The organism is Micromonospora sp. DSM 45708 (genome assembly GCF_039566955.1).
Classification (GTDB): Bacteria; Actinomycetota; Actinomycetes; order Mycobacteriales; family Micromonosporaceae; genus Micromonospora.
The window spans coordinates 3,949,481-3,974,819 of sequence record NZ_CP154796.1 but is presented as its reverse complement, the minus strand read 5'-3'; the positions used below and the strand labels follow the sequence as shown (position 1 = coordinate 3,974,819).

Annotated in this window: 23 protein-coding genes and 1 pseudogene; 11 read left to right on the top strand and 13 right to left on the bottom strand. The window is 68.0% G+C overall.

Features of this window, described 5'->3' with window-relative positions; genetic code table 11:
• Positions 1-101: 101 nt before the first annotated feature.
• From VKK44_RS16750 to VKK44_RS16740, 3 genes are all read right to left on the bottom strand, one after another.
• Positions 102-896, bottom strand: coding sequence for a hypothetical protein (locus VKK44_RS16750; protein WP_343442030.1), 795 nt, complete (start codon positions 894-896; stop codon positions 102-104).
• A gap of 99 nt (positions 897-995) precedes the next feature.
• Positions 996-1,232 carry a hypothetical protein gene (locus VKK44_RS16745; RefSeq protein ID WP_343442029.1) on the bottom strand — a complete coding sequence of 79 codons (237 nt, stop codon included), beginning with the start codon at positions 1,230-1,232 and terminating at the stop codon, positions 996-998.
• Between the two features lie 410 nt (positions 1,233-1,642).
• Positions 1,643-2,122: a hypothetical protein gene (locus VKK44_RS16740; protein ID WP_343447795.1), complete on the bottom strand. Its 480-nt coding sequence runs from the start codon at positions 2,120-2,122 to the stop codon at positions 1,643-1,645.
• 235 nt (positions 2,123-2,357) lie between these two features.
• On the opposite strand from VKK44_RS16740, the gene VKK44_RS16735 reads away from it, so the two are divergent.
• The gene (locus VKK44_RS16735; protein WP_458351674.1) at positions 2,358-2,855 is read left to right on the top strand and encodes an HAD domain-containing protein; all 498 of its coding nucleotides are present in this window, start codon (positions 2,358-2,360) and stop codon (positions 2,853-2,855) included.
• Positions 2,856-2,938: 83 nt separating this feature from the next.
• Here VKK44_RS16735 and VKK44_RS16730 read toward each other — a convergent pair whose 3' ends face one another.
• Positions 2,939-3,937, bottom strand: coding sequence for a hypothetical protein (locus VKK44_RS16730; RefSeq protein ID WP_343442027.1), 999 nt, complete (start codon positions 3,935-3,937; stop codon positions 2,939-2,941).
• 139 nt (positions 3,938-4,076) lie between these two features.
• Between VKK44_RS16730 and VKK44_RS16725 the strand changes: the two genes are divergently transcribed.
• Complete coding sequence (locus tag VKK44_RS16725) at positions 4,077-4,727, top strand: hypothetical protein (protein ID WP_343442026.1); 651 nt, start codon at positions 4,077-4,079, stop codon at positions 4,725-4,727.
• 133 nt (positions 4,728-4,860) lie between these two features.
• Here VKK44_RS16725 and VKK44_RS16720 read toward each other — a convergent pair whose 3' ends face one another.
• Positions 4,861-5,043 (bottom strand): hypothetical protein, encoded by a 183-nt coding sequence (locus VKK44_RS16720; RefSeq protein WP_343442025.1) that lies wholly within the window; start codon positions 5,041-5,043, stop codon positions 4,861-4,863.
• Positions 5,044-5,464: 421 nt separating this feature from the next.
• Here VKK44_RS16720 and VKK44_RS16715 point away from each other — a divergent pair, with 421 nt between their 5' ends.
• Positions 5,465-6,709, top strand: coding sequence for an IS701 family transposase (locus VKK44_RS16715; RefSeq protein WP_343447794.1), 1,245 nt, complete (start codon positions 5,465-5,467; stop codon positions 6,707-6,709).
• On the opposite strand, the gene VKK44_RS16710 is transcribed toward VKK44_RS16715, so the two are convergent.
• The 4 genes from VKK44_RS16710 to VKK44_RS16695 form a co-directional block, all read right to left on the bottom strand.
• Positions 6,696-7,184 (bottom strand): hypothetical protein, encoded by a 489-nt coding sequence (locus tag VKK44_RS16710; RefSeq protein WP_343442024.1) that lies wholly within the window; start codon positions 7,182-7,184, stop codon positions 6,696-6,698. The two genes, VKK44_RS16715 and VKK44_RS16710, sit on opposite strands and share 14 nt — an antisense overlap.
• Positions 7,185-7,467: 283 nt before the next feature.
• Positions 7,468-7,632 carry a hypothetical protein gene (locus tag VKK44_RS16705; RefSeq protein ID WP_343442023.1) on the bottom strand — a complete coding sequence of 55 codons (165 nt, stop codon included), beginning with the start codon at positions 7,630-7,632 and terminating at the stop codon, positions 7,468-7,470.
• A gap of 173 nt (positions 7,633-7,805) precedes the next feature.
• The gene (locus VKK44_RS16700; RefSeq protein ID WP_343442022.1) at positions 7,806-8,585 is read right to left on the bottom strand and encodes a transposase family protein; all 780 of its coding nucleotides are present in this window, start codon (positions 8,583-8,585) and stop codon (positions 7,806-7,808) included.
• A 165-nt stretch (positions 8,586-8,750) separates the two neighbouring features.
• Positions 8,751-8,945, bottom strand: a complete 195-nt coding sequence (locus VKK44_RS16695) for a hypothetical protein (protein ID WP_343442021.1) — start codon at positions 8,943-8,945, stop codon at positions 8,751-8,753.
• A 206-nt stretch (positions 8,946-9,151) separates the two neighbouring features.
• Here VKK44_RS16695 and VKK44_RS16690 point away from each other — a divergent pair, with 206 nt between their 5' ends.
• Positions 9,152-9,493 carry a hypothetical protein gene (locus VKK44_RS16690; RefSeq protein WP_343442020.1) on the top strand — a complete coding sequence of 114 codons (342 nt, stop codon included), beginning with the start codon at positions 9,152-9,154 and terminating at the stop codon, positions 9,491-9,493.
• 60 nt (positions 9,494-9,553) lie between these two features.
• Here the strand turns inward: VKK44_RS16690 and VKK44_RS16685 are convergent, their stop codons facing one another.
• Positions 9,554-9,847: a hypothetical protein gene (locus VKK44_RS16685; protein ID WP_343442019.1), complete on the bottom strand. Its 294-nt coding sequence runs from the start codon at positions 9,845-9,847 to the stop codon at positions 9,554-9,556.
• Between the two features lie 277 nt (positions 9,848-10,124).
• Positions 10,125-11,369 carry an IS701 family transposase gene (locus tag VKK44_RS16680; protein ID WP_343447794.1) on the bottom strand — a complete coding sequence of 415 codons (1,245 nt, stop codon included), beginning with the start codon at positions 11,367-11,369 and terminating at the stop codon, positions 10,125-10,127.
• A 606-nt stretch (positions 11,370-11,975) separates the two neighbouring features.
• Here VKK44_RS16680 and VKK44_RS16675 point away from each other — a divergent pair.
• The 5 genes and pseudogenes from VKK44_RS16675 to VKK44_RS16655 form a co-directional block, all read left to right on the top strand.
• A pseudogene (locus tag VKK44_RS16675) lies at positions 11,976-12,623 on the top strand (amino acid ABC transporter ATP-binding protein); the annotation flags it as partial.
• Positions 12,624-12,929: 306 nt separating this feature from the next.
• Positions 12,930-13,934, top strand: a complete 1,005-nt coding sequence (locus VKK44_RS16670; protein WP_343442018.1) for a multicopper oxidase domain-containing protein — start codon at positions 12,930-12,932, stop codon at positions 13,932-13,934.
• A gap of 176 nt (positions 13,935-14,110) precedes the next feature.
• Entirely contained in the window at positions 14,111-17,896 is a 3,786-nt protein-coding gene (locus tag VKK44_RS16665) for a ThuA domain-containing protein (protein ID WP_343442017.1), read from the top strand.
• An 8-nt stretch (positions 17,897-17,904) separates the two neighbouring features.
• Positions 17,905-19,425, top strand: a complete 1,521-nt coding sequence (locus VKK44_RS16660; RefSeq protein ID WP_343442016.1) for an OmpL47-type beta-barrel domain-containing protein — start codon at positions 17,905-17,907, stop codon at positions 19,423-19,425.
• A 32-nt stretch (positions 19,426-19,457) separates the two neighbouring features.
• Positions 19,458-20,435 carry a hypothetical protein gene (locus VKK44_RS16655; RefSeq protein ID WP_343442015.1) on the top strand — a complete coding sequence of 326 codons (978 nt, stop codon included), beginning with the start codon at positions 19,458-19,460 and terminating at the stop codon, positions 20,433-20,435.
• A gap of 766 nt (positions 20,436-21,201) precedes the next feature.
• On the opposite strand, the gene VKK44_RS16650 is transcribed toward VKK44_RS16655, so the two are convergent.
• Positions 21,202-22,269, bottom strand: coding sequence for a competence protein CoiA family protein (locus VKK44_RS16650; protein WP_343442014.1), 1,068 nt, complete (start codon positions 22,267-22,269; stop codon positions 21,202-21,204).
• Positions 22,270-23,003: 734 nt separating this feature from the next.
• Positions 23,004-23,402, bottom strand: coding sequence for a DUF3885 domain-containing protein (locus VKK44_RS31010; RefSeq protein WP_458351673.1), 399 nt, complete (start codon positions 23,400-23,402; stop codon positions 23,004-23,006).
• Positions 23,403-23,912: 510 nt separating this feature from the next.
• Here VKK44_RS31010 and VKK44_RS16645 point away from each other — a divergent pair.
• On the top strand, positions 23,913-24,065 hold the full coding sequence (locus tag VKK44_RS16645; protein ID WP_343442013.1) for a hypothetical protein: 153 nt from the start codon (positions 23,913-23,915) through the stop codon (positions 24,063-24,065).
• 619 nt (positions 24,066-24,684) lie between these two features.
• Positions 24,685-25,317: a DUF6624 domain-containing protein gene (locus VKK44_RS16640; protein WP_343442012.1), complete on the top strand. Its 633-nt coding sequence runs from the start codon at positions 24,685-24,687 to the stop codon at positions 25,315-25,317.
• Positions 25,318-25,339 lie beyond the last annotated feature (22 nt).

Sequence of the window (25,339 nt, the reverse complement as noted above, 5' to 3'; positions counted from 1 at the left end):
AGAGCATGATCCTTTGCGCACTACTGCAACGCCCGCACATCCCGCTGAGCGTTCGATCGCCTGGCAGCTGCCGGAGATCGCGGGTCTATCTGCGAGCCGGGCTAGATGCTGAGCGGCACGGTCTCCACGTAAAGCTCGGCATCCTCGACTGGATGCCGCGATGCTAGGTAGGCGTCGGCGGCCCGCCGGGTGAGGAACGCGCCGACCGGTGCAAGGGTGTCACTCTGACCGGGCCAACTGATCCTTACCATGACGACGTGCAGGTAGGCGTGCCGTGGGTCTGCGATGTCCGTTGGTCGCTGGCCTGCCCGCACTGCGGCGACAACCTCCTTCAGGGAGGCGAGGCCGTGACTCAGGCCGCCGTCGGCTCCATCCAGTGGCCGCTGTACCACCGGCTTTCGGCCTTGGTCGAGCCAGACGAAACGGCTGATGTCGCCGGGGGCGTCATCCTCGTGCCACCCGACAGCCATCGCCACGACCCAGTCCAGCGAGTCCGCCGTCTCCAGCGCGAACAGCCGGTCGTCCATGTCGAGCGAGCCGCCAGCCATCTGCTGCTCGATGTGATCCTGCTCCTCGCTGCTGGGACAGCGGATCACCAACCCGTCGTAGATCCGGCGGATCTTCTGCGCTGACACGGGCTTGAACAGCACGTCGATACGGGTTGGGTGGTCAGCCGATCGCGGTGAGCGCAGCAGGAGTTGGCCATGGCTGACCGTCTGCGCCCACAGCTGGAACCTGCGGTGTGACCGGAACAACTCGCGGCCGGGAGCGAAGCGATTCGCCGTGTTCAGCCAGTCGTGGGTATGCACACGCGCGATCCTGACATAGGCGGCGCCCGCAGACGTCAAACCGGCGATCCAGTTGGTGATCACCCGCAGCGACCGGATCGACAGCATCCGCTATTGCCGCGGACGCGCGCCGTGCACCGTCACGATCGCTTGGGCCAGGTGCCGTCCGGTCGCGCCCGTAACGGGTCAAAGCGATCGCCGATTGCGCTACGGATTGGCGGTCTGCTGGATGAACGACAAGACCCTCGGCAGGACATAACAGAACTCGCCGCCACCCCACGAGTCCACGAGGCCACCGGCTCGTTCCATCGCATCCCAAAGTGGCTCAGTCGAGCGGATGATGTCCTCCGCGGTAGCCGGATCGATGTCGACGGCAGCGCAGACAGCTGCCGTCAGCTCCGCGCGAGATTCGGCGGGCATGTCCTGCAACGGATCATGAGGCATCCGCAGAAGCTACCTCAGGCGACGTCCACGTTCGTGCTGCTTCGGGAGGGCGTGGCCGGCAAGCACCAGGCCACTGCATACCAAGTAGCGAGCGCGGTGTAGTGCGCCCCGTCCGGGCCGTCCACGCGGCCGGTGAGCTTCTTGCGCTGTCGGACCTTCACCAGCGTCAGAGTAGGCGGCCCGGCTTATCAAGAGCGTCCAGCGCATGGCTCCGCGCGGGCGCGCCGGAAACAGGAGCTTCCATCACTCTCTGTAGACGTTTGGCGTTTGCATTGGCTCGATTCCCGTGCACGCACATGCCGATGAGAGCGCACCTGATCTTGTTGTTCGGAAGGGCAGTGTGTCGCCTGATGACCGGCGTGGACGGTAGCGGCGGATGGGGCGCAACCTGGACTCGGCGACCACGCTTGTCAGGTGACTTTGGCGTCGAGTAGGTCGGCCGCTTCCTCGAGTGTGGTTGCGAATGCGTCTGGCGGGATCCTGGCGACGAAGACCCTCCCGAGGTCTTCCGGGAAGGGATGGGCCGGCCGCCGGAACGCGAAGACGATCACGAGATCGTCGTCCATCCAGGCGTACCGTGACACGTTGTCGACGGTTTCACCCCAGGTCATGAAACAGAACTGCTCGCGAAACTCCGTCTCGTCCGCTTTGAGAAGTCCGAAGATCTCCTCCGGCGTGCGCTCCAGGTAGGGGCAAGCCTGCACGTCGCGCCGGCGCACCTGCGCCGCACTCGACCGCAAGAACCGAAGGAACGACGGGAGGAAGGCCACGTTGTCATCGGTGGTCAACCATTTGCCTGCGGCCCAAAGATCAACGACGCGGAGCTCGGAAGAGATACTCTCGCCGACCTCCACGGCGAAGATGGCCCGATCACCGAATCGTCGTGTCATCACTCGCGGAGGCTAACAGCGAACGCCGCGACGCCGCCGGTAGGCGGGCCAACGCTGCGATCGCCGCCCAGTGTCGATACACGAGCTTGCCTCAACGAGCCGGCCTCGGGCGGCTCAGCCTTCTGCCGCTCCTCGCGCGCTGCGAAGCGTCACCGTCGATGGGGTCGGAGCGCGTCCGGGCCCGTCGGTGGCCTACGGGTACGGTTTCAGGGTGCTTGTCGGCGCTGCGCGACCGTTGATCTTTGTCGATGTTGACGGTGTGCTCATCCCGTTCCGGGTCCGGTCGCCGGGCGCACGCCGTTTCGGCAGCGGGGTAGGTGACGCTGTTGATGGCTTTGGCAATCCGCTGCTGGATCGGCTTGATCCAGTTGACGGCGGGCGTCTGCTCGCTCTGCCGGGCGAGTTGGTCTGGGCGAGCACGTGGATGGCGGAGGCGAACGAGGTCGTCGCGCCGCGGCTTGGCCTTCCGGTGCTTGCGGTCGTGGACTGGCCTGACGACGACGAGGAACTGGGGCGCGGTGTGCATTGGAAGACTGTGCACCTGGCGCGGTGGGCGGCCGGACGTGCGTTCGTCTGGCTCGATGATGAGATCACGGACGCCGATCGGCGTTGGGTTGCCGCGCACCACTCGCAGCCGGCGCTGCTGCACCGCGTCGATCCGTTCCTCGGACTGACCGACGCCGACCTTACCGTGGTGCGTCGGTGGCTCGAAAAGCGGGAAGTGACACATTGATCAGCTGCGCGGATCTGCCGCTGGCCGCACGCCCAATCAGCGTCCGCTCGTCCCGACGATCGGAGCTGATGGCTCGGCTGCTTTCAGTCCTCGAGTGGATCCCAGTGGTTGCTGTAGCGCAGCAGTGACTGGGCCAGGTCGGGGTGAGTGGCCGCCCACACGGTGTCGAAGAGGAACCACTGCTGGTACCCGAATGACTGACCACAGTGCATGGTGACTTGGGCGAGATGTTCGTCGACCTTGATGCGCGATGCGTCGGGGCGTCGGCCGTCGACGTATCGGCCCGTTGTAAGAAGCTCCATGGCTTCGCCGTGGGCGGCGCCGTGCTCCTTGGGCAGGTTGGGCCACGGTTCGGCGTTGAGGTTGAAGCCGGGCCATCTGTTACACCGGTCCAGCGCCGGCCAGATGGCGTCTTCTTCGGGCGCGACGAGCGCTCGCAGGACCAGCAGCTCGGGTGGCCATGCTGCACCGCTGTCGGGGTCCGCGGTCCGGAGGTGTCCGGCCAGTTCCCACAACCCGACCCCCGGGAATACCAGCGGCTGGGAGCAGGCGAGGCTTTCGCCGTCGTAGAACGTGAGGAACACCGCGTACGTGCTGGCGTCACCGTTACTGGCGGGCGTAACGACTGTTACCGGCACATCGGCGACGAACGACGTCAACTCACCTCCCGCACCAGGCAACGGCCACGACTGGAACAGGTATGCCAACCGGTCGTGGGCGGTCGCGACCACCTCGTCATCGAGGAAGAAGTAGGCCAGTTCCACCTCGTCGTCATCGGTCCGTACCCGAAGGCTGTGATCGTCGAGGCGGATGAAGTCCTCGTCACCCTCGACGTACAAGTGCTCACGCAGGAGCTCGCGCAGCTCGCTGGTCGTTGCCGGCCGAGACAGGCCGTGTTTCCGCGCCGCCTCGAAGACAGAATCGAGGCCGTAGACGTCACCGCCCAGCTCGTCCTCGACCCAGGACTCCGGATCGTCGCAGTCCCAGCCTCGCCGGAACCAATTCAGCACGGTCTCGTCCGGCAGCCGCCGGACCCGCTTACTCAACCGGCCCTCGTAGTGGGAGCGATACACGAAATGCACGGCACGACGGTACTGCAGCCGGTCCCGCAGATGTGGACGGCCGGAGCCAAACTTCTGCCGCTGCTAGGGCGTGCTTCAGAAGTGATTGGCGGTGGCGTGTGCCTGCGGGTCGATGTCTTCGATCAGCTATGTTGCCGGCGTGGAGATCCAGGTGTTGGAGGGTGCGCTCGTCGAGGTGCCCACGGCCGATGTCACAGGCGTGGACCGGCGTGCGTTCGGCGAGTTCGTGGGGCCGCGTGGCGAGTTGGCGTCGTACGCGTTCGGGTGGACCACCGGCTCGGACCCGCACGCCGCCCGTCTGTCCATCGGGATTGGTGCCGGCAATCCTGGCGGTGGCACGTTCCACGCCGTCATCTTCGCGCACGAGGGTGGTCACGCGTTCTCGCTCGTCGATGAGCCGTTCGAGCAGGTTCCGCAGGGCGGCCCGCACCTGAGCGCGGATGAGTCGCGGGCCCACGAGGACCTGCCGTTCGTCTGGTGGGTGGCCGACCACGTCATGCAGCATGATCGGCGAGCCGGTTGGATGCGGCACTGGTTGCTCGGCACCACCTGTATCCAGACCCCTGAAGTCTTCGAACGCCACGAGCCTGTCCTGTTCGTCAGTCACGACGCGGACGACGGCGTCTGGCAGTTGATCGGAGCCTCTGACGCGAGCGGCGGCACCGGCAAGGTCGGACACCTGCACCATGCCGTCGACGAGGACCCCACCCTGATCGACGTTCTTGACCTACCGCCCGGACGGATTGCGGTACGCGCGGGCGTCGGAGAACCCTGGACCGCAGACGTCTAACCTCAATTGAGGCTTCACCTACCGACTGTCGGTCAGCCGCTGCTGAAGGACGAGGACCAGGTATCCGGATCGGCCGCGCTCAGTGCGGTTGCAGCCGACGTGGGCCCCTCCTGGATCGCTCTCGGGAGCCTGATCATCGTTGAGCGGGCTTGCCGGTGCCTGGCCCGACTCGAACGGTTTTGCCACCCTTCGAGGGCCAGTGACGCCCCGACCCCGGCGCCGCGTTGGGCAGGCCGGCATCCAAGCACAGTTCACCCGGGCTCAACGCGAGGATGTCCATGCCGCCGATCTCGTCGTACGGCGTGCCGTAACGCATCTGCGCTCGGTTCGAGAAGCGGGTACCCGGACTTGGCGGTTCGGTGCGTTGACGACAGACGGCCCACGTTGGCTGACGAGGACGCCTACCAGCGGGCGGCTGGGCGGGGTCACCACTCGAAGGTCTTCCACTCCCCTGGCGGGATGGGCCCTTCGCTGGTATCCCAGCAGCGAGCGGCCCATGCCTTTGTCACCATCACTGGGCGGCTCAGCACCACGTCGCCGGCTCGCTGCGCGCGTAGCACCACCCCTAGTACTCCAGCCGGGGATGTTGACCTCGGCTGAGCTGCGGTTTGGTGCGGTGGGGGTACGAGGACAGCCACCGTCGATCATGGACGGTTGTGTGGACTGACCATGACGCAGCGGTGGCTGCCGGATACAGGGTAGACGCCCAGCGGTGGCGGGTGTTGTTCGACGAGCTGATGTTGACGGTCGGGCGGCGTTTCCGCAGGCCCGAGCCGCGCCGCCGGGTTCGTGACTTCGTCCGAGGGCTGTTGGCGCCGCTACCGCGGAAGAACTGCTGGAGCATCGCTGAGCACGCCGGGGACGCCAGCCCGGACGGGATGCAGGACCTGCTGACCCGGGTGACGTGGGACGACGCTGAGGTTCGTGCCGATGTCCGCGAGTTCGTCGGTGAGCATCTCGGTGATGTCGAGGCCGTGCTGGTCATCGACGAGACGGGTGATCTGAAGAAGGGCCGGCACACCGTCGGGGTACAGCGGCAGTACTCGGGCACGGCCGGGAAGATCGAGAACTGTCAGCTCGCCGTGCACCTGGTCTATGCCACCGAGGCTGGGCACGCGATGCTCGACACGGCCCTCTACCTGCCGAAGTCGTGGTGCGACGACCCTGATCGCCGCGCCGAGGCCGGTGTCCCTGAGCAGGTGCGCTTCGCGACCAAACCGCAGTTGGCGTCCCGCATGATCGCCGCCGCGGTCACCGCTGGGCTGCCGTGCCGGTGGGCGACCGGCGACGAGGCCTACGGCAGCGATCCGCGGCTGGCCGCCCGGCTGCGTCAGCTACGACTGGGCTACGTCCTGGCCGTGGCCTGCTCACATCAGGTGATCACCGGCCTGGGCATCTACCGCGTCGACGGCCTCGCCGCCGAGCTTCCCGACACCGCCTGGCAACGGCTCTCCGCCGGTCGAGGCGCGAAGGGCCACCGCTACTACGACTGGTCCTTCGTCGCCCTGCCCCACGCCACCGACGCCCACGGCGGGCACCACTGGCTGCTGATCCGCCGCAGCCGCCGCACCGGTGAACTGGCCTTCTACCGCTGCTGGTCACCCGAGGTCGTCTCCCTCGGCACTCTCGTCGCGGTCGCCGGCCGGCGCTGGAAGATCGAGGAGTCGTTCCAGGCCGCGAAGACTGGCCTCGGCCTCGACCAGCACCAACACCGCCGCTGGACCTCCTGGCACCGCTGGAGCACCCTGGCGATCCTCGCCCACGCGTTCCTCGCCGCCGCGACCACCGAGCACCGCCACCGCTACCAGCCGGTCGGGCTCATCCCCCTGACTGTCAACGAGCTACGCCACCTGTTCCACGTCCTGATCATCGAACCCACCCGCCGACTCTGCGACCCGCTGCTCTGGTCAATCCGCCGACGCCGCCACCAAGCCCGCGCCATGAACAGCCACTACGCCCGACAAGCCCTCATCGAGCCGTGATCACGATCCCCGGCTGGAGTACTAGGTGCGGTGAGCACGGATCGGCGTGCTGCGAGTACCGCAACTCCATGCTGTGGGCCGCGAGGTAGTCACTGAATTCGTCCTCAAGGCGCGACGGCGTCTGTCCCACCAGCCGCATTCCCCCAAGGGTCAACTGGGGGCCACGCAGCGCATTGAGCGCGATACCTGCGAGTGCCATCGACGCGTCGTAGTAGGCGGTCACCGCCGGCCCGGAGAACCCCGCACCGGGTGGCTGCTCAAGCCAGAAATCCGCCCACCCGTCACCGCCCGATGTGCCCTGCCAGGCGGCGACTCTGAGGAAACCCTGCACCGCAACCTGAACCTGGTCGTGCGTCATGCCGAATTCCAACGGGCCGACACGCTCGAAGGGCGTGAACAACCACGGGAGCCGCTGCCCTTCCGGCAGAACGCTCCAAACCTCCGCCGCCATGATCCTCTCCCAGTCGACTGCCACGCCCCAGCTGTGCTCGCGGCACGAAGATGATAATGAGCGGAATCGAACTCCCGGGTTGCCCAGCCCACATCTGAGCCTGCTCGCCCTACATGAATCTGCCGCAGGGCGCGCGCGGAATGAGGTGACCCCTCAGACCGGACACCTTCTGACTTCGCATCCTGCCAAGGAGGAGGAAACCGCTGTGGCTCGACAGAGCAAGTACTCCGATGAGTTCCGGCGCCAGGATGCGGCGTTGGTGCTCGGCTCCGGTCGCACGATCCGTGACATGGGTCGGGAGCCAGCGTCAACCACGAGACGCTGCACAACTGGCCCGTCGCAGGACCTCGTTCTCCTTCAGCAACTTGATCCACCTGCGGGCCTCGCGCAGCTCGGCCGAGTCGCTGCCGCTGACGCCAGGCTCGGTGCCGGCGTCGATGTCGGCCTGGCGCAGCCACTTGAACAGCGTCATCGGGTGAACTTCGAAATCCCTGGCGCTGCTCGACCGTCACGCCCGGATCACGGTCGCGAGCCACCCGCATGACGTCATCACGGAACTCTCGCGGTAAGGCTTGGGCACAGCGACATCCTCCTAGAGGACGTCTCGTAACTCGGTGAAGGCGTTGCCGGGCGCCGGTGCTGGTGTCACCCGGTGAGGATGATGTTGTGGAGGTGGGCGATGCCGGAAGCGGTGCCGGTCAATGTGTGGGCGGCGCGGCGGTAGTCGCGCAGGATCTTGAAGGTCTTCATGCGGGCGAGGGCGTGTTCTACCTGCGCTCGGACGGTGCGGTGTTGCTTGTTCAGGTCCTTCTTCCAGTCGGGTAGATCGCTGCCGTTGGCGGGTTTGCGGTACGGGATGATCACCTCGGGGTTGCCGCGGTAGGCGCCGTCGGCCATGACCGGCCGCCCGTCGAGTTTTTGCTGGATGCCGCTGGTGCGGTAGACGATGGTGTCGTTGCGGTTGCCGGGTTGCGGGTCGCCGAGGGCGACGACGAGGCGGGTGTGGGCGTCGATGGCGACCTGCAGGTTCGTCGAGTAGCGGTAGTTCTTGCTCGGGGCGGCCAGGCGGTGATCCCGGGTCGGGATGAGGGTGCCGTCGACGATGGTGATCTGGTCGACCCGACGCCGGCGTACCGGTGCCAGAGCGAGCAGGGGGCCGACGGTGTCGATGACCCGGTGGGCGGCGGAGTGCGACACCCCGAACAGTGGGCCGATCTGGCGCATCGTGAGGTTGGTGCGCCAGTACGCGGCGACCAACAAGACCCGGTCGGCGAGGTCGAGAGACCACTGACGGCCAGGACGACCGTCAGCGATTGCGTCACCGCCACGCTCGGCGACCAGCCGGACCAACCTGCGGAACTGGGCGGGCTGCAGCCCGGTGAACGGAAAGATCCACTCCGGGCAGGCCGCCGAGATCACCTGCACCCCGCCATGATCCACCATGGACCGGCCACCGAGTTACGAGACGTCCCTTAGCCCGCCCGCAGGGCAAGCCGTCTCAGATGTCACCTATCGGCGCAGCAGACCCTCCGTCCGTGCGTCAAGGTCCGCATGACGTGGCGCGCGCCGGATGGCCGGCCAGGTCGAGGGCTACAACTTCCGGTCAGTGATGGCGGCCTCAATGCGCAGTCCCATGCCAGTCAGGATGAGGAAAAACGCAACGAGATACGGCTTCACGCCGTCGTAGCCCGATGACATGGTGAGCAGCGAGGTCAGGAAGCCAGCGACCAGCAACAGCGTGCCGAGTAACCGTCCGGTATCCGCTCGTTTAGATCGAGGATCCACAGTGCGACCGTAGCGGAGTCGGTGTAAGTGAGCGATGCCCTGGCCTGGGTCGGGTGACTAAGTGGGTGACGATCGGCACGCGCGGCGGCGGACCACCACGGACACCGGTGGACACCTGCCGCTGCTGGAAGAGCGTGACTGCCAGGTTGGAAAAGGTGACTGATGCGAACGCGAAACAAACGTCCAGTAAGAATGGGGGTGACGGCATGGACCGCTTCGAGGGCCGCTGCTGGCTGGACTGGTGGGCCAACACCTCGACCCTTCTCGGCAGCGTCGAAGTGGCCGTCGTGATCACCGCCAGCGACGCCGGCTGGGGCGCCCATGGCCACCTCGTCAGCGACACCGACGAGGACCGCGACGGCCTCGCGTTCCTTTGCGACCAAGATCCCGTCTTCACGCTGCGCTTCGAAGACGAACGCATCACCGCCGTCACCGTCCGCCCCACCGACGACCACCGCCGGTTCACCCTCACCGAATACACCGGGCCAGGACACCGCTCAGTCGAGCATCACAACGATCTGACCCCACCCCAAGCACGTCTCGGCTGAACCCTCCGAATCTTCCTAGGCCCCTCCGTCAACCATCAGCTAGGACGGGAATATCAGGCGTCAGCGGGACTCGGCAAGCTCCCACTCGCTCGGGCGGACCCAGGTCTGCCCATCGCCAAGCCGGACCCGCACGGACTCACCAACGTCTAGGGTGGCGAGCACCCCGAAGATGGCGTTCAGGACGGCTTGCCTGTCCGCTGCCGCAAGGATGTCGACGTCAAGGTGAGAGCCCTGCTCACTCGTTCCGGCGCCGGTCACCTCGCCGAGTCCGAGGAGCGCGTTGTTGAGCTCATCTTCGAGGTCGTCGCGATCGACAGTGATGGGACCGTCGATCACCAGCTCCACGAAATCCATCACGTCACCTCCATCGGGTGAAGCCTTAAAGCCGGTGAGCATCCCAGCGACGCTCACGACCCGGCCAGCGACAGCGGTGTCTCGGTCTTTCGTACGGCGCCGCCCGGCTTCACAGGTCACTCTGACCGGCCGACGACGAGTGAGGCAACCACTTGTCGTCTCTACCGATCTCACGCAGGCGTTGGCCGACGCCGGCGGCCAGATACTGGGCGGGATCGCCGAGCGGTGAATCGAGTTGCGGTCCAAGGAGGGTTAATACTCCAGCCGGGGATCGTGATCACGGCTCGATGAGGGCTTGTCGGGCGTAGTGGCTGTTCATGGCGCGGGCTTGGTGGCGGCGTCGGCGGATTGACCAGAGCAGCGGGTCGCAGAGTCGGCGGGTGGGTTCGATGATCAGGACGTGGAACAGGTGGCGTAGCTCGTTGACAGTCAGGGGGATGAGCCCGACCGGCTGGTAGCGGTGGCGGTGCTCGGTGGTCGCGGCGGCGAGGAACGCGTGGGCGAGGATCGCCAGGGTGCTCCAGCGGTGCCAGGAGGTCCAGCGGCGGTGTTGGTGCTGGTCGAGGCCGAGGCCAGTCTTCGCGGCCTGGAACGACTCCTCGATCTTCCAGCGCCGGCCGGCGACCGCGACGAGAGTGCCGAGGGAGACGACCTCGGGTGACCAGCAGCGGTAGAAGGCCAGTTCACCGGTGCGGCGGCTGCGGCGGATCAGCAGCCAGTGGTGCCCGCCGTGGGCGTCGGTGGCGTGGGGCAGGGCGACGAAGGACCAGTCGTAGTAGCGGTGGCCCTTCGCGCCTCGACCGGCGGAGAGCCGTTGCCAGGCGGTGTCGGGAAGCTCGGCGGCGAGGCCGTCGACGCGGTAGATGCCCAGGCCGGTGATCACCTGATGTGAGCAGGCCACGGCCAGGACGTAGCCCAGTCGTAGCTGACGCAGCCGGGCGGCCAGCCGCGGATCGCTGCCGTAGGCCTCGTCGCCGGTCGCCCACCGGCACGGCAGCCCAGCGGTGACCGCGGCGGCGATCATGCGGGACGCCAACTGCGGTTTGGTCGCGAAGCGCACCTGCTCAGGGACACCGGCCTCGGCGCGGCGATCAGGGTCGTCGCACCACGACTTCGGCAGGTAGAGGGCCGTGTCGAGCATCGCGTGCCCAGCCTCGGTGGCATAGACCAGGTGCACGGCGAGCTGACAGTTCTCGATCTTCCCGGCCGTGCCCGAGTACTGCCGCTGTACCCCGACGGTGTGCCGGCCCTTCTTCAGATCACCCGTCTCGTCGATGACCAGCACGGCCTCGACATCACCGAGATGCTCACCGACGAACTCGCGGACATCGGCACGAACCTCAGCGTCGTCCCACGTCACCCGGGTCAGCAGGTCCTGCATCCCGTCCGGGCTGGCGTCCCCGGCGTGCTCAGCGATGCTCCAGCAGTTCTTCCGCGGTAGCGGCGCCAACAGCCCTCGGACGAAGTCACGAACCCGGCGGCGCGGCTCGGGCCTGCGGAAACGCCGCCCGACCGTCAACATCAGCTCGTCGAACAACACCCGCCACCGCTGGGCGTCTACCCTGTATCCGGCAGCCACCGCTGCGTCATGGTCAGTCCACACAACCGTCCATGATCGACGGTGGCTGTCCTCGTACCCCCACCGCACCAAACCGCAGCTCAGCCGAGGTCAACATCCCCGGCTGGAGTATTAAGCCATCGACGACGACCTGGCGCACGACCGCGTTGGTGAGGTCGCTGCGTCGGCAGGGAACGCAGCACGAACTAAGGTTCGCTCTCCTGCTGGACGTGCTGAAGCACCGAGCCGGCGGCGCCACTGTTTGGCCGATGGCCGTGCGCCGGACCAAGATCTGGTGCACCCATATGCCGCCGACCGTGCGAACGGGCTCAGCCGAGGTGCTCGCCTTCGCGGTACGGGTTGTGGGTTCAGCCACGATCGGCCGCCTCCGTCTCGGATCGGGTGTCGGCCACGGCGCGATCGAGCCGCTCGGTCAGCTCGTCGCAAAGAGCTCGGACGCGCCTGTCGATCGGCAGGCGTCGGTCGCCTGCCGGGCCGTGCGACTCGCGTGGAGCGCTGTGCGCGTGCAGCCGGGGATGGTAGGGGAAGTCGAGGAATGCGCAGAACCGGCGGATCTGGGTCAACGGGGTCGAGATGACCGACCCGGACGTCGAGATCGACGCGGTCCGCCGCGGCATCGGCATGGTCTTCCAGTCGTTCAGCCTGTTCCCGTACCTGACCGTCCTGAACAACCTCACCGTCACGCAGCGCAAGGTGCTGCGACGCGGTCGCGCCGAGGCCGCGCGGATCGCACGGGCCAACCTGGAGCGCGTCGGGCTGAGCGACAAGGCCGACGCCTTCCCGGCGCAGCTCTCCGGCGGGCAGCAGCAGCGGGCGGCCATCGCGCGGTCGCTGTCGATGGAGCCGAAGCTGATGCTGTTCGATGAGCCGACCTCCGCGCTCGACCCGGAGCTGGTCGGCGACGTGCTCACCGTCATGCGCAAGCTGGCCGAGGACGGCATGACGATGATGGTGGTCACCCACGAGATGGCGTTCGCCCGCGAGGTCGCCGATCGGGTCGTGTTCATGGACGGTGGCGTGGTCGTCGAGCAGGGCCCGCCGCAGGAGGTGCTGGGCGCGCCGAAGCACGAGCGGACCCGCGCCTTCCTCGCCCGGGTGCTCGACCCGACCCGCGTCGCGCAGCTCGGTCTTCCCGTCCAGTCGCCCGAGCCACCGGAGGCCCCCGCCCTGCCGGCGGACGACCGCCACAAGCTCTGAGCGCAGCTGCCGTACGCCGGTCCGCCGGGTTGCCCCATCGAGGGCAACCCGGCGTCGTCGTCTGCGCTCCTGCTTGTGTGTCAGCTTCATGTCAATCGATGGCCGTCGTGACGTCAAGGTAATCTTTTTGCAATCAGGGCTGTACTTTCGTCGATGGATTACATAAGTTGCTGTCATCCATCGAAAGCTTTGAGTCTTCCGAGCAAGTTCGCGACGAGCCTCACCCTCAGTCGTGCCACCGCCCCCGTGCTCGGGTCGATGCACCCTGCCTTCGTCGCGTCTTCGCCCGGTCGGGAACGGAGACCCATGGACGATCACGCCATTGGCGCTGACCGCCACCTGTCCCGCCGATCTCTGATCGCTACCGGCGCGCTCGCCGCCGGGGCGTTGGGCGCGTCCGCCCCGGCGATCGGCGCCGCGTTCGGAGGCAGCCCCGCCCGAGCCGCCACCGGCGTCACCAAGAAGGTCACCATCTACGCCGAGCAGGTGCCCGGCGGCCTGTACGGGTACGGCCTGGCACCCGGTCAGGCCACCGTCCCCGGGCCGACCCTGGAGATGTACGAGGGTGACACATTGGAGATTACCCTGGTCAACACCACGACGCAGCGGCTGTCCATCCACCCGCACGGGGTCGACTACAGCACCGAATCCGACGGCAGTCCGTTCAACGCCTCGTTCAACAACCCCGGCGAGACGCGGACGTACGTCTGGCGCTCCCACGAGATGGTGGCCGCCGCCGGCCGGCGGTACATGCCCGGCAGCGCCGGCTACTGGCACTACCACGATCACGCCATGGGCACCGACCACGGCACCGGCGGTATCGCGAAGGGCCTCTACGGGGCGCTGATCGTCCGGCGGCGCGGCGACATCCTGCCGTCGAAGCAGTTCACCGTCGTGTTCAACGAGATGATGATCAACAACAGGATGGCCCCGGAGACGCCGATGTTCGAGGCGAACCTGGGCGAGCGCGTGGAGTGGGTGGCCATCGGCCACGGCAACCTGTTCCACACCTTCCACCTGCACGCGCACCGGTGGGCGGACAACCGCACCGGAATGTTGGAGGGGCCGAGCGACCCGAGCCTGGTGATCGACAACAAGGACCTCAACCCGGGCAGCTCGTTCGGTTTCCAGGTGCTGGCCGGGGAGGGTGTCGGACCCGGCGCGTGGATGTACCACTGCCACGTGCAGAGCCACTCCGACGGCGGGATGGCCGGCATCTTCCTGGTGCGCAACGCCGACGGCAGCATGCCGCCGGGCGCCGAGGAGGCGATCCACCGGTTCCAGGGCCACACCCACACGCACGGAAGCTGACCCAACCGAAAGTGGGGACGGGCATGACCAGAAAACTACGACGAACCCTTGCCGCGGTAGCGGCCTTCGCGGCACTGATTCCGGCGACCACGGCGGCTGCGGCCGCGCCACGATCGGCAGCAGCCCCGCAGGCGGCGCAACCGCAGAGGACCGCGGTCCTCGTGTTCCACGGCCCGGTGGCCGAGCAACAGGACCCGGTCTCGCGCGCCGTGGACACCATCAAACAACTCGCTGCCGGTCATGACATCGATGTCACGGCCACCACCGACCCGGGCACGTTCACCACGGCCGGGCTGTCCGCGTACCGCAGCGTGGTCTTCCTCTCCGCGACGGGCGCCGCGCTCAACCGCGACCAGGAGTCGGCGCTGCAGAGCTACGTGAAGGCCGGCGGCGGCTTCGTCGGCATCGCCGACGCCGCCCGCGCGCAGGTCGACTCCACCTGGTTCACCGGCCTGATCGGCACCCGGCCGGCCGGCGCCATCCCGGTGGCCGAGCCGGTGGCCCGGGTGACCGCCAGCGGCGAGAACCCGCCCAACGAGACCAAGGAGAAGCTGACCGACGGGGACGCCAACACGAAGTGGCTGGTCCGCACCCCGACCGCCTGGGTGGCGTACGAGCTGAGCGCGGCCAAGCGGATCACCGGCTACGCGCTCACGTCGGCCAACGACTCCGCCGGCCGGGACCCGAAGGACTGGACGCTCCAGGGCTCCACGGACGGGCAGAGCTGGACCGACCTGGACCGCCGCACCGGGCAGACGTTCCCGGACCGGTTCCAGACCCGGCGGTTCGACATCGCCACGCCGCAGGAGTTCACGCGCTACCGGTTGAACGTCACCGCGAACAGCGGCGAGCCGCTGACCCAGCTCGCCGACCTGCGCCTGTTCACCGGCAGCACCACCGCACCCGAGCCGCCCCCGGTGAACCGCGCGGTGGTGGACATCCTGGACCGCACGCACCCGGCCACGGCGTCGCTGCCGCTGACCCTCACCCGCTCCGACCGCTGGGAGAACTGGGATCCCAACCCGATCGGCAGCGTGCACACCCTCGCCCAGGTCGAGGAGCGGCACTACAACGCGGGGGCGGGCGCCAACGGCGCGTTCCATCCGGTGTCCTGGTGCCGGGACTACGACGGTGGCCGGTCGTTCTACACCGGCATGGGCCACACCGAGGGCAGCTACGGTGAGGAGGCGTTCCGCGCGCACCTCGCCGGGGCCCTCAACTGGACCACCGGTCGCGTCCGCGGCGACTGCCAGGCGACGATCGCCGCCAACTACAAGGTGGAGCGTCTCACCGCCGCCAACCAGACCGGGCAACTGGACCAGATCGGCGAGCCGCACGGGCTCACCATCGCCCCGGACGGCACCGTCTTCTACGTCGGCAAGGCGGCCTGCCCCAGCGGCCCGGTCGCGGACTGGAACGACCCGAAGGTCGGCTTGGGCTGCGGCACCATCCACTCCTGGGATCCGCGCACCAAGCAGGCCAAACTGCTCACCACCCTGCAGGTGATGGGCAACCGGGGCAGCGGCTCCGAGCTGGTGAAGAACGAGGAGGGCCTGCTCGGCATCGTGCCCGACCCGGCGTTCGCCGAGAACGACTGGCTCTACGTCTACTGGATGCCGCACGAGTCGATCGACCGGGTGAAGCGGGTCGGGCAGCGCACCGTCTCCCGGTTCACCTACGACCGCCAGGCGCAGACCATCGACCAGGCCACCCGCAAGGACCTGCTGCAGTTCCCGGTGCAGATCCACAGTTGCTGCCACGCCGGCGGCGGCATGGCGTTCGACGCCAAGGGCAACCTCTACGTCGGCTCCGGCGACAACAACTCCTCCGAGGGGTCGCAGGGCTACTCCGGCAACAACTGGACCCAGGAGTACCAGGGCATCTCGTTTCAGGACGCCCGCCGTACGTCGGGGAACACCAACGACCTCGCCGGCAAGATCATCCGGATCCACCCGGAGCCGGACGGCACGTACACCATCCCGGAGGGCAACCTGTTCCCGCCGGGCACCGAGAAGACCCGACCGGAGATCTACGTGATGGGCGTGCGCAACATCGCCCGCCTCCAGATCGACCCGATGCACCAGTGGCTGACCGCCGGCTGGGTCGGCCCGGACGCCTCGTCGCCCAGCCCCACGCTGGGCCCGGCCAAGTACGAGACCGCCACGATCATCACCTCGGCGGGCAACCAGGGCTGGCCGTACTGCATGGGCAACCGGCAGCCGTACCGGGACCGCAGCACCACCGACGCGACAGTGCTGACCGGCTGGTACGACTGCGACAACCTGAAGAACGAGTCGCCGCGCAACACCGGGCTGGTGGACATCCCGGCGGCCAGGGACAACATGATCTGGTACTCGCCGGACGGCGGCGGGCCGGTGTTCCCGAAGCGCACCGACGGCAGCGGCCTGCCGACCTACGTGGCGGCGGACGCCACCTACACGCAGCCGTACCTGCGCGGCGGCGGGCAGGCGATCATGTCCGGCCCGACGTACCACCGGGAGCTTGTCGACACCACCAGCGGCGTGGCGTGGCCGGAGCACTGGGACGGCAAGTGGCTCATCGGCGACCAGTCGAACGCGTCCAACCGGATCGCGGTCACCGTCGACCCGGCCGGAGTGCCGCAGGCCGCCCCACCGGTGTACGCCGAGTCGCTGCGGGCCATCATCCCAGGCGGCAACGGCGACACCCGCCTGCAGAGCTGGATGGACGCCAAGTTCGGCCCGGACGGGGCGCTCTACCTGCTGGACTACGGCGGCGGGTTCTTCAGCCTGCACCCCAACCAGAAGCTGATCCGGATCACCTACACCGGCGGCGCGCCCACCCCGGCGCCGGCGGCCACCTCGGTCGCCGTACAGAACAAGCCGCTGACCATCGCCTTCACCGGCGCCCGCTCCGGCGGGGTCAGCTACCGCTGGGAGTTCGGCGACGGTGCCACGTCGACCGAGGCGAACCCCCGACACGTGTACGCGAAGGTCGGCGTCTACACCGCGAAACTGACCGTCACGTACGCCGACGGTGATACCGCGACGGTGCAGACCGCGGTGACGGTGGGCTGCGCGGTGCCCGACGACCGGACGACGGTGTGGCTCGGCGACACCGACACCGGGGTGCCCAGTCGCGTGGTCGGGCAGGGCTGCACCGCCAACGACCTGATCGACGACGAGAGCACCTGGGCCGACCACGACGGTTTCGTCCGGCACGTCACCACCGTGGCCCGTGGCCTGCAGGACGACGACCTGCTCAGCAGCCGGGAAGCCGGCACCCTCACCCGACTGGCCGCCGCGTCCCCGATCGGCCGGGACGGGCACACCGGGTACGAGCCGCTCTACGACGGCACCGCCGAGTCACTGCTCGGCTGGCAGCAGGCGCCGACGGGATCGTTCTCGATCCAGCCGGACGGGTCGCTGCGGCCCAGCGGTGGTCTGGGGATGCTCTGGCACACCAGGGAACTGGGCGACTTCTCGCTGAAGTTGCAGTTCAAGGACATCGCACCGGGCACCGGCCGGGCCAACACCGGGGTCTTCATCCGGTTCCCGGACCTGCGAACCCCCCTGGAACAGCGACCGCCGGGCAGTTGCGGCACCATCGGTTCGGCGCGGACCTCGACCGCCTGGATGGCGATCTACTGCGGACACGAGATCCAGATCTACGACGGTGACACCGGTGAACCGCAGAAGACCGGCTCGGTCTACAACTTCGACCCGGTGCCGCTCGCCCAGGCCGGCGTGACGCCGAAGAACGAGTGGAACGACTACGAGATCCGTGCCGTCGGGCAGCACTACACGATGATCCGCAACGGCGTGGTGATCAACGAGTTCGACAACACGCCCGGCAAGCAGTCCTCGCGCGCCGGCGACCCGCCGACCGATCTGCGGCAGTTCCTGCGCGGCTTCATCGGTCTGCAGAACCACGGTGACAACGACCTGGCCGAGTTCCGCAACGTCCGCGTACGGGAACTCTAGGAGTGACGATGACCCGACGACTGACCGCCGCGCTGGCGGCGCTGCTGCTCACGGTGATCCCGTTGACAGCGCCGTCCGCCTCCGCCGCCCCCCGCGCCGAGGAACAGGTGCTGACCTGGACCGCCGACGACAACATCACCCGCTACAAGTCCGCACCCACCACGGCCGTGGCCGGGGCGACCACGATCATCTGGGAGAACAGCGCGGCCACCGGCAACACCACCGGCATGCCGCACACGCTGACCTTCGACACCAGCACCGAGGGCTACAACCACGATGTCACGCTGAACATCCTGGCCAGCCCGTTCGACGCCAACGACGGTCGGCACCAGGCGACCGTGACGCTGACCCCGGGCCGGTACCGCTACTTCTGCTCGATCCCGGGCCACGGCCAGATGGTCGGCGAGCTGGTGGTCACCGACGGCGGCGGCGACACCACGCCGCCGACGGTGACCGCCGCCGTGACGGGCGACCGCGACGGCGACGGCAACTACCTGGGCGCGGCAACGGTGACCGTGACGGCCACCGACGCCGGCTCGGGGGTGGACACCGTGGAATACCAGGTCGACGACACCGGCTTCGAGCCGTACACCCAGCCCGTGCGGGTGACCGCGATCGGTGACCACTCGGTGCAGTTCCGGGCCACCGACCAGGCCGGCAACACCAGCACCGTCGGTTCGGTGGCGTTCCGGGTCGTGGAGCCGGGGGAGGAGGACACCACGCCACCGGTGGTCACGGCCGCGCTGGCCGGCGACCGCGACGGCGACGGCAACTACATCGGTACGGCCACCGCCACACTGACCGCCACCGACGCCGGCTCCGGCGTCGCCAGCATCGAGTACGCCCTCGACGGCGCCGCCTTCACCGCGTACACGAGCCCGGTGGTCGTCACGGCGCCAGGGATGCACATGCTGCACTACCGGGCGACCGACGCCGCCGGTAACACCTCGGCCGAGCAGATGGCCCACTTCACCGTCGTCGAGCCGCCGGCCGAGGACACCACCCCACCCACTGTCACCGCCACGGTGACCGGTGACCACAACGACGACGGCGCGTACGTCGGCGGGGCGACGGTGACCGTCACGGCCACCGACGCCGACTCGGGTGTGGCCAGCGTCGAGTACGCCCTCGACACCGGCGCCTGGACCGCGTACACGGCTCCGGTCGTCGTCCGCGCGCCCGGCGCGCACACGCTGCGGTACCGGGCGACCGACACGGCGGGCAACGCCGCCACCGCGCAGTCGGCCACGTTCACCGTTGTGGCCGACGGCACCGACGGCTGCCCCGTGTCGGACACCCGCGCCACGGTGATCATCGACGGCGACGACACCGGCGTGGCGAACGTCGACACCGGCGACGGCTGCACCATCAACGACCTGATCGACGAACACGCCGACTACCCCGACCACGCCGCCTTCGTCCGGCACGTCGAAGCGGTCACCGCCGTGCTGGTCACCAGCGGCACGCTCGACCGGCGGCAGCAGGGCGCCATCGTCCGGGCCGCGGCCCGATCGGACATCGGCGCATGAGTCCTCGAACCTCACCGACAGGGAGAACAACGATGCCCGGACGTACCGTCGCCAAGCTGGCCACCGTGAGCGCCGTCATCGCGGCCTCGGTGCTGGCCGTGGCGCCCACCGCACACGCCGACCTGGTCACCCACTGCATCGGCACCGGCGGCGCGGTGACAGTGCCCAACGACCTGCTTGTGCCGGCGGGGGAGTCCTGCGCGCTGACCGGCACCACGATCACCGGCAACGTCACCGTCGCGGCCGGCGGCAACCTGGTGGTGACCGGCGGCCGGGTCAGCGGCGAGGTACGCGTCGCCGCCGACGGCTACCTCGACGCCACCGAGACGACGATCGACGGCCAGGTGGTGCTGGCCGCCGGCGGGTACGGGATCTTCCTGAAGGACGCCCGCACCGGCACGCTGACCGTGCGCCCGAAGGGCTCCACGACCATCGACAGCTTCCTGTTCGCCGAGGGGGCGACGGTCACCGGGCACGTCAACGTCAGTGCCGGTGAGGTCCGGTTGGATCGCGGCACGCAGGTGCAGCGCAATCTCAGCAGCACCGGCACCTACTACACCGACCTGCACGACTCGTTCGTCGACGGCACGCTGTCGGTGCTCAACAGCGCCACCGGCAGCGTGGTGTGCGGCAGCGCGGTCCAGGGCCGGGCGACCTTCGCCGGCAACCTGGGCGGCGTGCAGCTCGGCCCGAACGGGGCTCTCGACAGCTGCGCGTCCGGCGGCTACTGGGGTGCGGACGTGAGCATCACCAGCACCACCGGTGGTGTCACCGTCGACGACAACATCATCAACGGCCAGTTGGCGGTGACGTCCAACGACCCGGTCGCCCAGGTCGCCACGAACAACCGGATCCGCGGCGGCGTCACCGGTGACCAGGCGGCGGCGACCACCAACCGGTCGGCCCGGGTGGCCGTCCCGGACCGGGAGGACGCCGGCGACCAGCGGGCCGAGACCCGGCGTACCTCGGCGGTGCAGGAGGCCACCGAGGCGGGCGCCGCCCGGCTCTGACCGATCGACACGGCAGTGGCCGGTCACCCCGAATCGTTGGGGTGACCGGCCACCACCGGTCGTCGAGCCAGACGACGACGTCCCGTAGTTCCTCCCCAGAGTCAACCAACTCCCGAAGAGCCCTGCCCGACTGGGGCGCCAGAAGTCCATCGTCTCGCCGCAGGCGGTTGATCGCCTCGTAGGCGGTGCGGGTCTTCCCTGCCGCGGCACGTCCATGCACCAATATCACGCCACCGCTGGCCACCAGCCAGTCCAGTTCCTTATCTGCCTCCCGTCGAAGGTATGGGAGGACATTCCGGGCGGTGGGGCCCGTGGAACCGATAGCCGCCTTCACTCCAAGCTGCGCGGGGTGCACGTCGCGGACCCGGGGGAGGTCCCCCTCTGATAGGTGGAGTGCAGTCCGCCGTAAGGCCTCGCGCCGGACCTTCTGACGCGGCCGGCCGCGCACCTGCAGGACGAGCTGTCCGAGCAGCAACGACGTGCTGGCGACCCCGGCCAGGCCGCCGAGGATGCTCATCCACTCGTCTGCCTGGCTGCGGCCCTGCCGGGTCAGGAAGAAGACGAGTAGAACGAATCCGAGTATCCCGATCCCGGCGAGCGACCAACGCACCCAAACATTCTGGTCGGTGCGGCGGGCCTGGGCAAACGGCCGGCGCCTCTGACCGGTGCCGATGGTGGTCGTCGAGGCGCTGGTCATGACTAGGCTCAGGCAGCGTACGCCGACTGGAGCAGCGCCAGTGTGGAGCAATTGCAATTTTCGCGGGTTTCATGGGTATTCGATGAGCTTGTGAAGCCCGTCGGTGAGTGCCTCCGGGGTTACCCAGTTGCAGATCTGGCAGCGGTAGCGGCGTAGCGCGGGATCGGCGTCGGGTGGAAGTGCGTCGATGCGGTGGACCTCGTGCCAGTCCGGTTCGGTTGGTTCAGGAAGTCTGCGTGCCGCGACGCTGTGGATCGGCTCAGCCGTCTTGTGCGGGATGCGCCCCGGCCCTGTGTTACCTGATGCTGTGATGAGTAGCCGGCGCCTCGTCTCCGCTAGACATGCGGCCTCGGACGCGTGGTTCCTAAGCGCGACGAGCACCGTGGTGGGTAGTGCGAAGCCTGTGGGCCCGATGGTGAAGTCTGTCAACTCGGCCCAGCGTGTCTCGGTCGGATCGCCTGGGCATGGTGGGTGGTGAGGTGCGCGGAGGCGGTGGTCTGGTCGGTTCCACCAGTCGCCGTCGAAGCTGTGGGGTCGGGCCAGGGGGATGCCGATTGTGTCGAGTTCGGGGGAGAGGAGCCAGTGGCACTGGGGTTCGTCGCGTGCGATGCCCGGTACGCCGAGGCGTGCGTGCCACAGCCACACGTCGACCAGGCCCGCCGCGACGTAGTCATGATGCCGGCGGGTCCAGTCCTCGTCGGTGAGTGGTTGTTGCTGGATTTCCACGACCAGGCGCGTTCCGTCGGCTAGCAGGATTTCGACGTCGCTGCGGCGTCGCCCGTCTGCGGTCCAGTACTCCGTGCGTGCTTCGGTTACGCCGGGCTGGTTCTTCGCCCAGCGTAGGATGGTTTGTTTGGCGTTGGCGTGCCATAGCGTCTCGGGGCTGTGGCCGCCGGGTGGCGCGTGCCCGCTCGGGTGGGCGAAGTGCGTCCGGACCTTGCCGTATTTCTTTCCGCCCCGGGTCAGCAGCGGCACGCGTGTGCCGGCTGGGGCGTCCATGCCGTGGTAGCAGTGCCAGCAGACCAAGGTCTCATCGCCGCCGTATCCCTTGGCCTTCCACACGTACTTGGGCTCGTCGTCGACGTGGACGCTGCTGCCTGAGTGCAGGTCCAGGCCGACGACCGACAGGTCGTTCACGGATCTTCTCCTCATGCGGTGCCGCCCACACGACAAAGGCCGCGTGGGCTGCTGCGGTACGCGGTTACGCGAAGTGCCGGATGAGCCGCCCGCCATCGCAAGAAGAAGAGATCACATCGTGATCATGTCGGAGCTCACTGGCTCCCAGATCGCCCGCTCAGGCACCCAGGCCATCAACACGGGTCGACTGTCACTCACCTCAAGAAGAGTCAATTTTCAGTAGTCGACGGGCTGGGCCCAGTATCGCCGGTCTCGCCAGCGGTCCACAAGACTCCCGTCGATGCCGATCCAAGGAGCTCCATGCATGGCAAAGGTCGGTCCCGTCGAGAGCTGCTCGCCTGTGCTGGGGTCTCGGTACGCGATTATGAGACGTGCAGGGCCCGGCTGGTAGGCGGTCAGACGTGGCGCACGTTCAACCTTGGCCCCCCGTTTACCCCCCGAAAACCCAAGCCAGATGTTGACGAAGAGTGACAAGGAGCGGCGAACGGCTAGTGACGTCGTTGCAGCTCAGCGAAACACATCAGGCAAGTGATGACAAGCCCGCTCCGGCTACTTTCCGTTACAAGGGGTCGTCGGTTCGAATCCGGCCGTCCCGACAGTATGAAATAGCAGGTCAGGGGGCTGGTCCGAAACATCGGGCCGGCCCTTCTGGCTTCCTGGGGACCACGCCGGTGAAGTGCGCCGTCCGGTAGCGCTCCTTTGACCACCGGTCAAGGACGATGGCTTGGCGCCATCTAAAGCCCGGACGACTGCTGGGAAAGCCAATCCGGGTACTGTGCCCTCAGCGCGTCCCGTTGCTCTCGCGTCGGCCGAATGACATCGGCTCCACCGTCGTAGGGGTGATACAGCCACCCAAGATCAGCCGGCGCGAGGATCACGTTTGCCAACTCGCCGTCGGCTACAGCCCTCAACAGGACGTCAATCGCGCCCGGTCGCCAGGGGATCGTCTCGGCGTAGAGCTGTGTATAGGTGCGGTACTCAGGCCCTTCCTCGGGGTCTTCCAGCAGGGTCTGCCAGTGCCATGCCGACGGCGCGACTTCTGAACGCCTCGGCCACATCTGCGGAGTGGTTGCCGAGCCCTCTGTCCACTCGCTGGTTACAACAAGGAGGGCGGCACCTGGACCGAGCTCCAGACAGCACCGTGTAGTGCCGGTCGAGCAAGATTGCGTACTCGGTCTCGTTGTCTGCGTACCGCTTCGATCCTGGCAGGCTGTGGAACCTCACCCACCGATCCGGGTATCGGCCGCGAAGCCAGTGGGCGAACGGCGGGCACTCGGGCCAACGCTGCTCCCACAGCTCGGTCAAGGCCGGTGCATTCAGTTCTTGGTTAGGTGTCACCGGGTTGTTGTACCTCAGGTCAAGCAGGGTCGCTCCCGGGGACCAGGCGGGGACCACACGTCATGCACGAGTGCGGACGACGAAGCGTCGGCCGCACTCCTTCCGCGGACGCCTAGCGTGCGTGACGTGCGTGGACGTGTGGCGGATCGTCCTGGGGGTCAAGGGGTCGTCGGTTCGAATCCTGCCGTCCCGACAGCGAGAGGGTTTCCACAGGTCAGCGACTTGCGGAAGCCCTCTTTTATTGCTCCGCATGAATGCCTGGTCTAGCACGCCGCTGCTGGACTCCTTGACTCGGGCAGGTTGTCATGCCACTACTGGATCTTCAGAAGCTCACCTCGGGACTGTCCCGGACCTGGGCCCGGTTCCTCCGCGACTGGGACCGGTCGCTGCGGGCCGGGAACTACCCGCAGACCACTCGTTACAACTATCTGCTCGCCGCCGCCCAACTCGGCCGCTAGCTGGGGGAGCGCTCGCCGGACCCGGATGCCGAGGATGCTGACGATCCGTGTGTCGTGTCCCGGGCGCATGTGGAGGCGTTCCAGGCGTGGATGATTGAGAGTAGGTCCGCGTCGACCGCGGTGAACAAGCACAAGGGACTGCAGCAGTTCTTCAAGTGGCTGCTGGTCGACGAAGGATCGGCGGGTGCGGTTCGGGCCGAAGACTGCCCGGGCGAGCAGACTGGGAGCAGAACGTTCGGCTCTGATGTCCGACGCGGTAGACGGGTCGGTGGCCACTACTGGGTTACGGGCTCACACGGCCCGTCGTCGGATCGGGAAGCTGGACGTACCACAACCAGCACCTGCGTGACGAGAGACCGGGCTTTGGCTCCGTAACCAACCGATGACCGCGGTCGGGTGGGGCGCCCAGACTCCGGTCCACATGGCGAGGTCGTGCATCCAGCTGTCGGTGCTACCTGCTGACGGTCCGCAACGCCGCGGCACCCGGACGAAGACCGTCGTGGTCAGCGCCCGGGTGCACGACGTCCCGGCGGTGTGACCCGGCGGTCCCGCGCCGGCGCTCGGCGTGGGGCCACCGCCCAATAGGCTGGGCCGATCGGGCACAGCCGTGGGAGGACGAGTGGGACACGAGACGGACGGACCACAGCAGGACCAACCACCGGATCTGGTCGGCCAGCAGGGTGATCCGGGCGGCGGCACCAGCTCCACCGGGCGAGGCGTGACCGCCCATGGGAAACTCGCCACCGAGTTGATCGAGCGGATGGAACGGGACCAGCGGGCCCGGGCCGAGGCGGCACGTCGGACGGCCGGTGACGCCCCCTGGGCTCTGGTACGCGAGGTCGACCTCGACAACACCGCGTGGCTGTCGCAGATCGTCGACCGGCAGGGTTGGCCTCGACGCAGCCGCGTCGGCAAGGAGGCGGCCACCGCCGCCTGGCTGCTCGCGCAACACGCCGACCACGACCCCGACTTCCAACGCCGCTGCCTGCGTCTGCTCGCACAGACCGTGGACGACGGGGAGGCCGAACCGTCCCACCTGGCCTACCTGACCGATCGCGTCCGCCGGGCCGAGGGCAGACCACAGCGGTACGGCACCCAGTTCTGGTACGGCCCCGCCGGCCCGCTCCAGCCCCAGCCGATCGAAGACCTGCAACGCCTCGACGAGCGCCGCCGCAGCGTCGGGCTCGGCCCGTTCGCCGAGTACGCCAGCCACCTGCGCCAGCAGGACCCCGCGGAGCAGGGACGGCACTGACCAGCGCCCGAGCCGTGCTGAG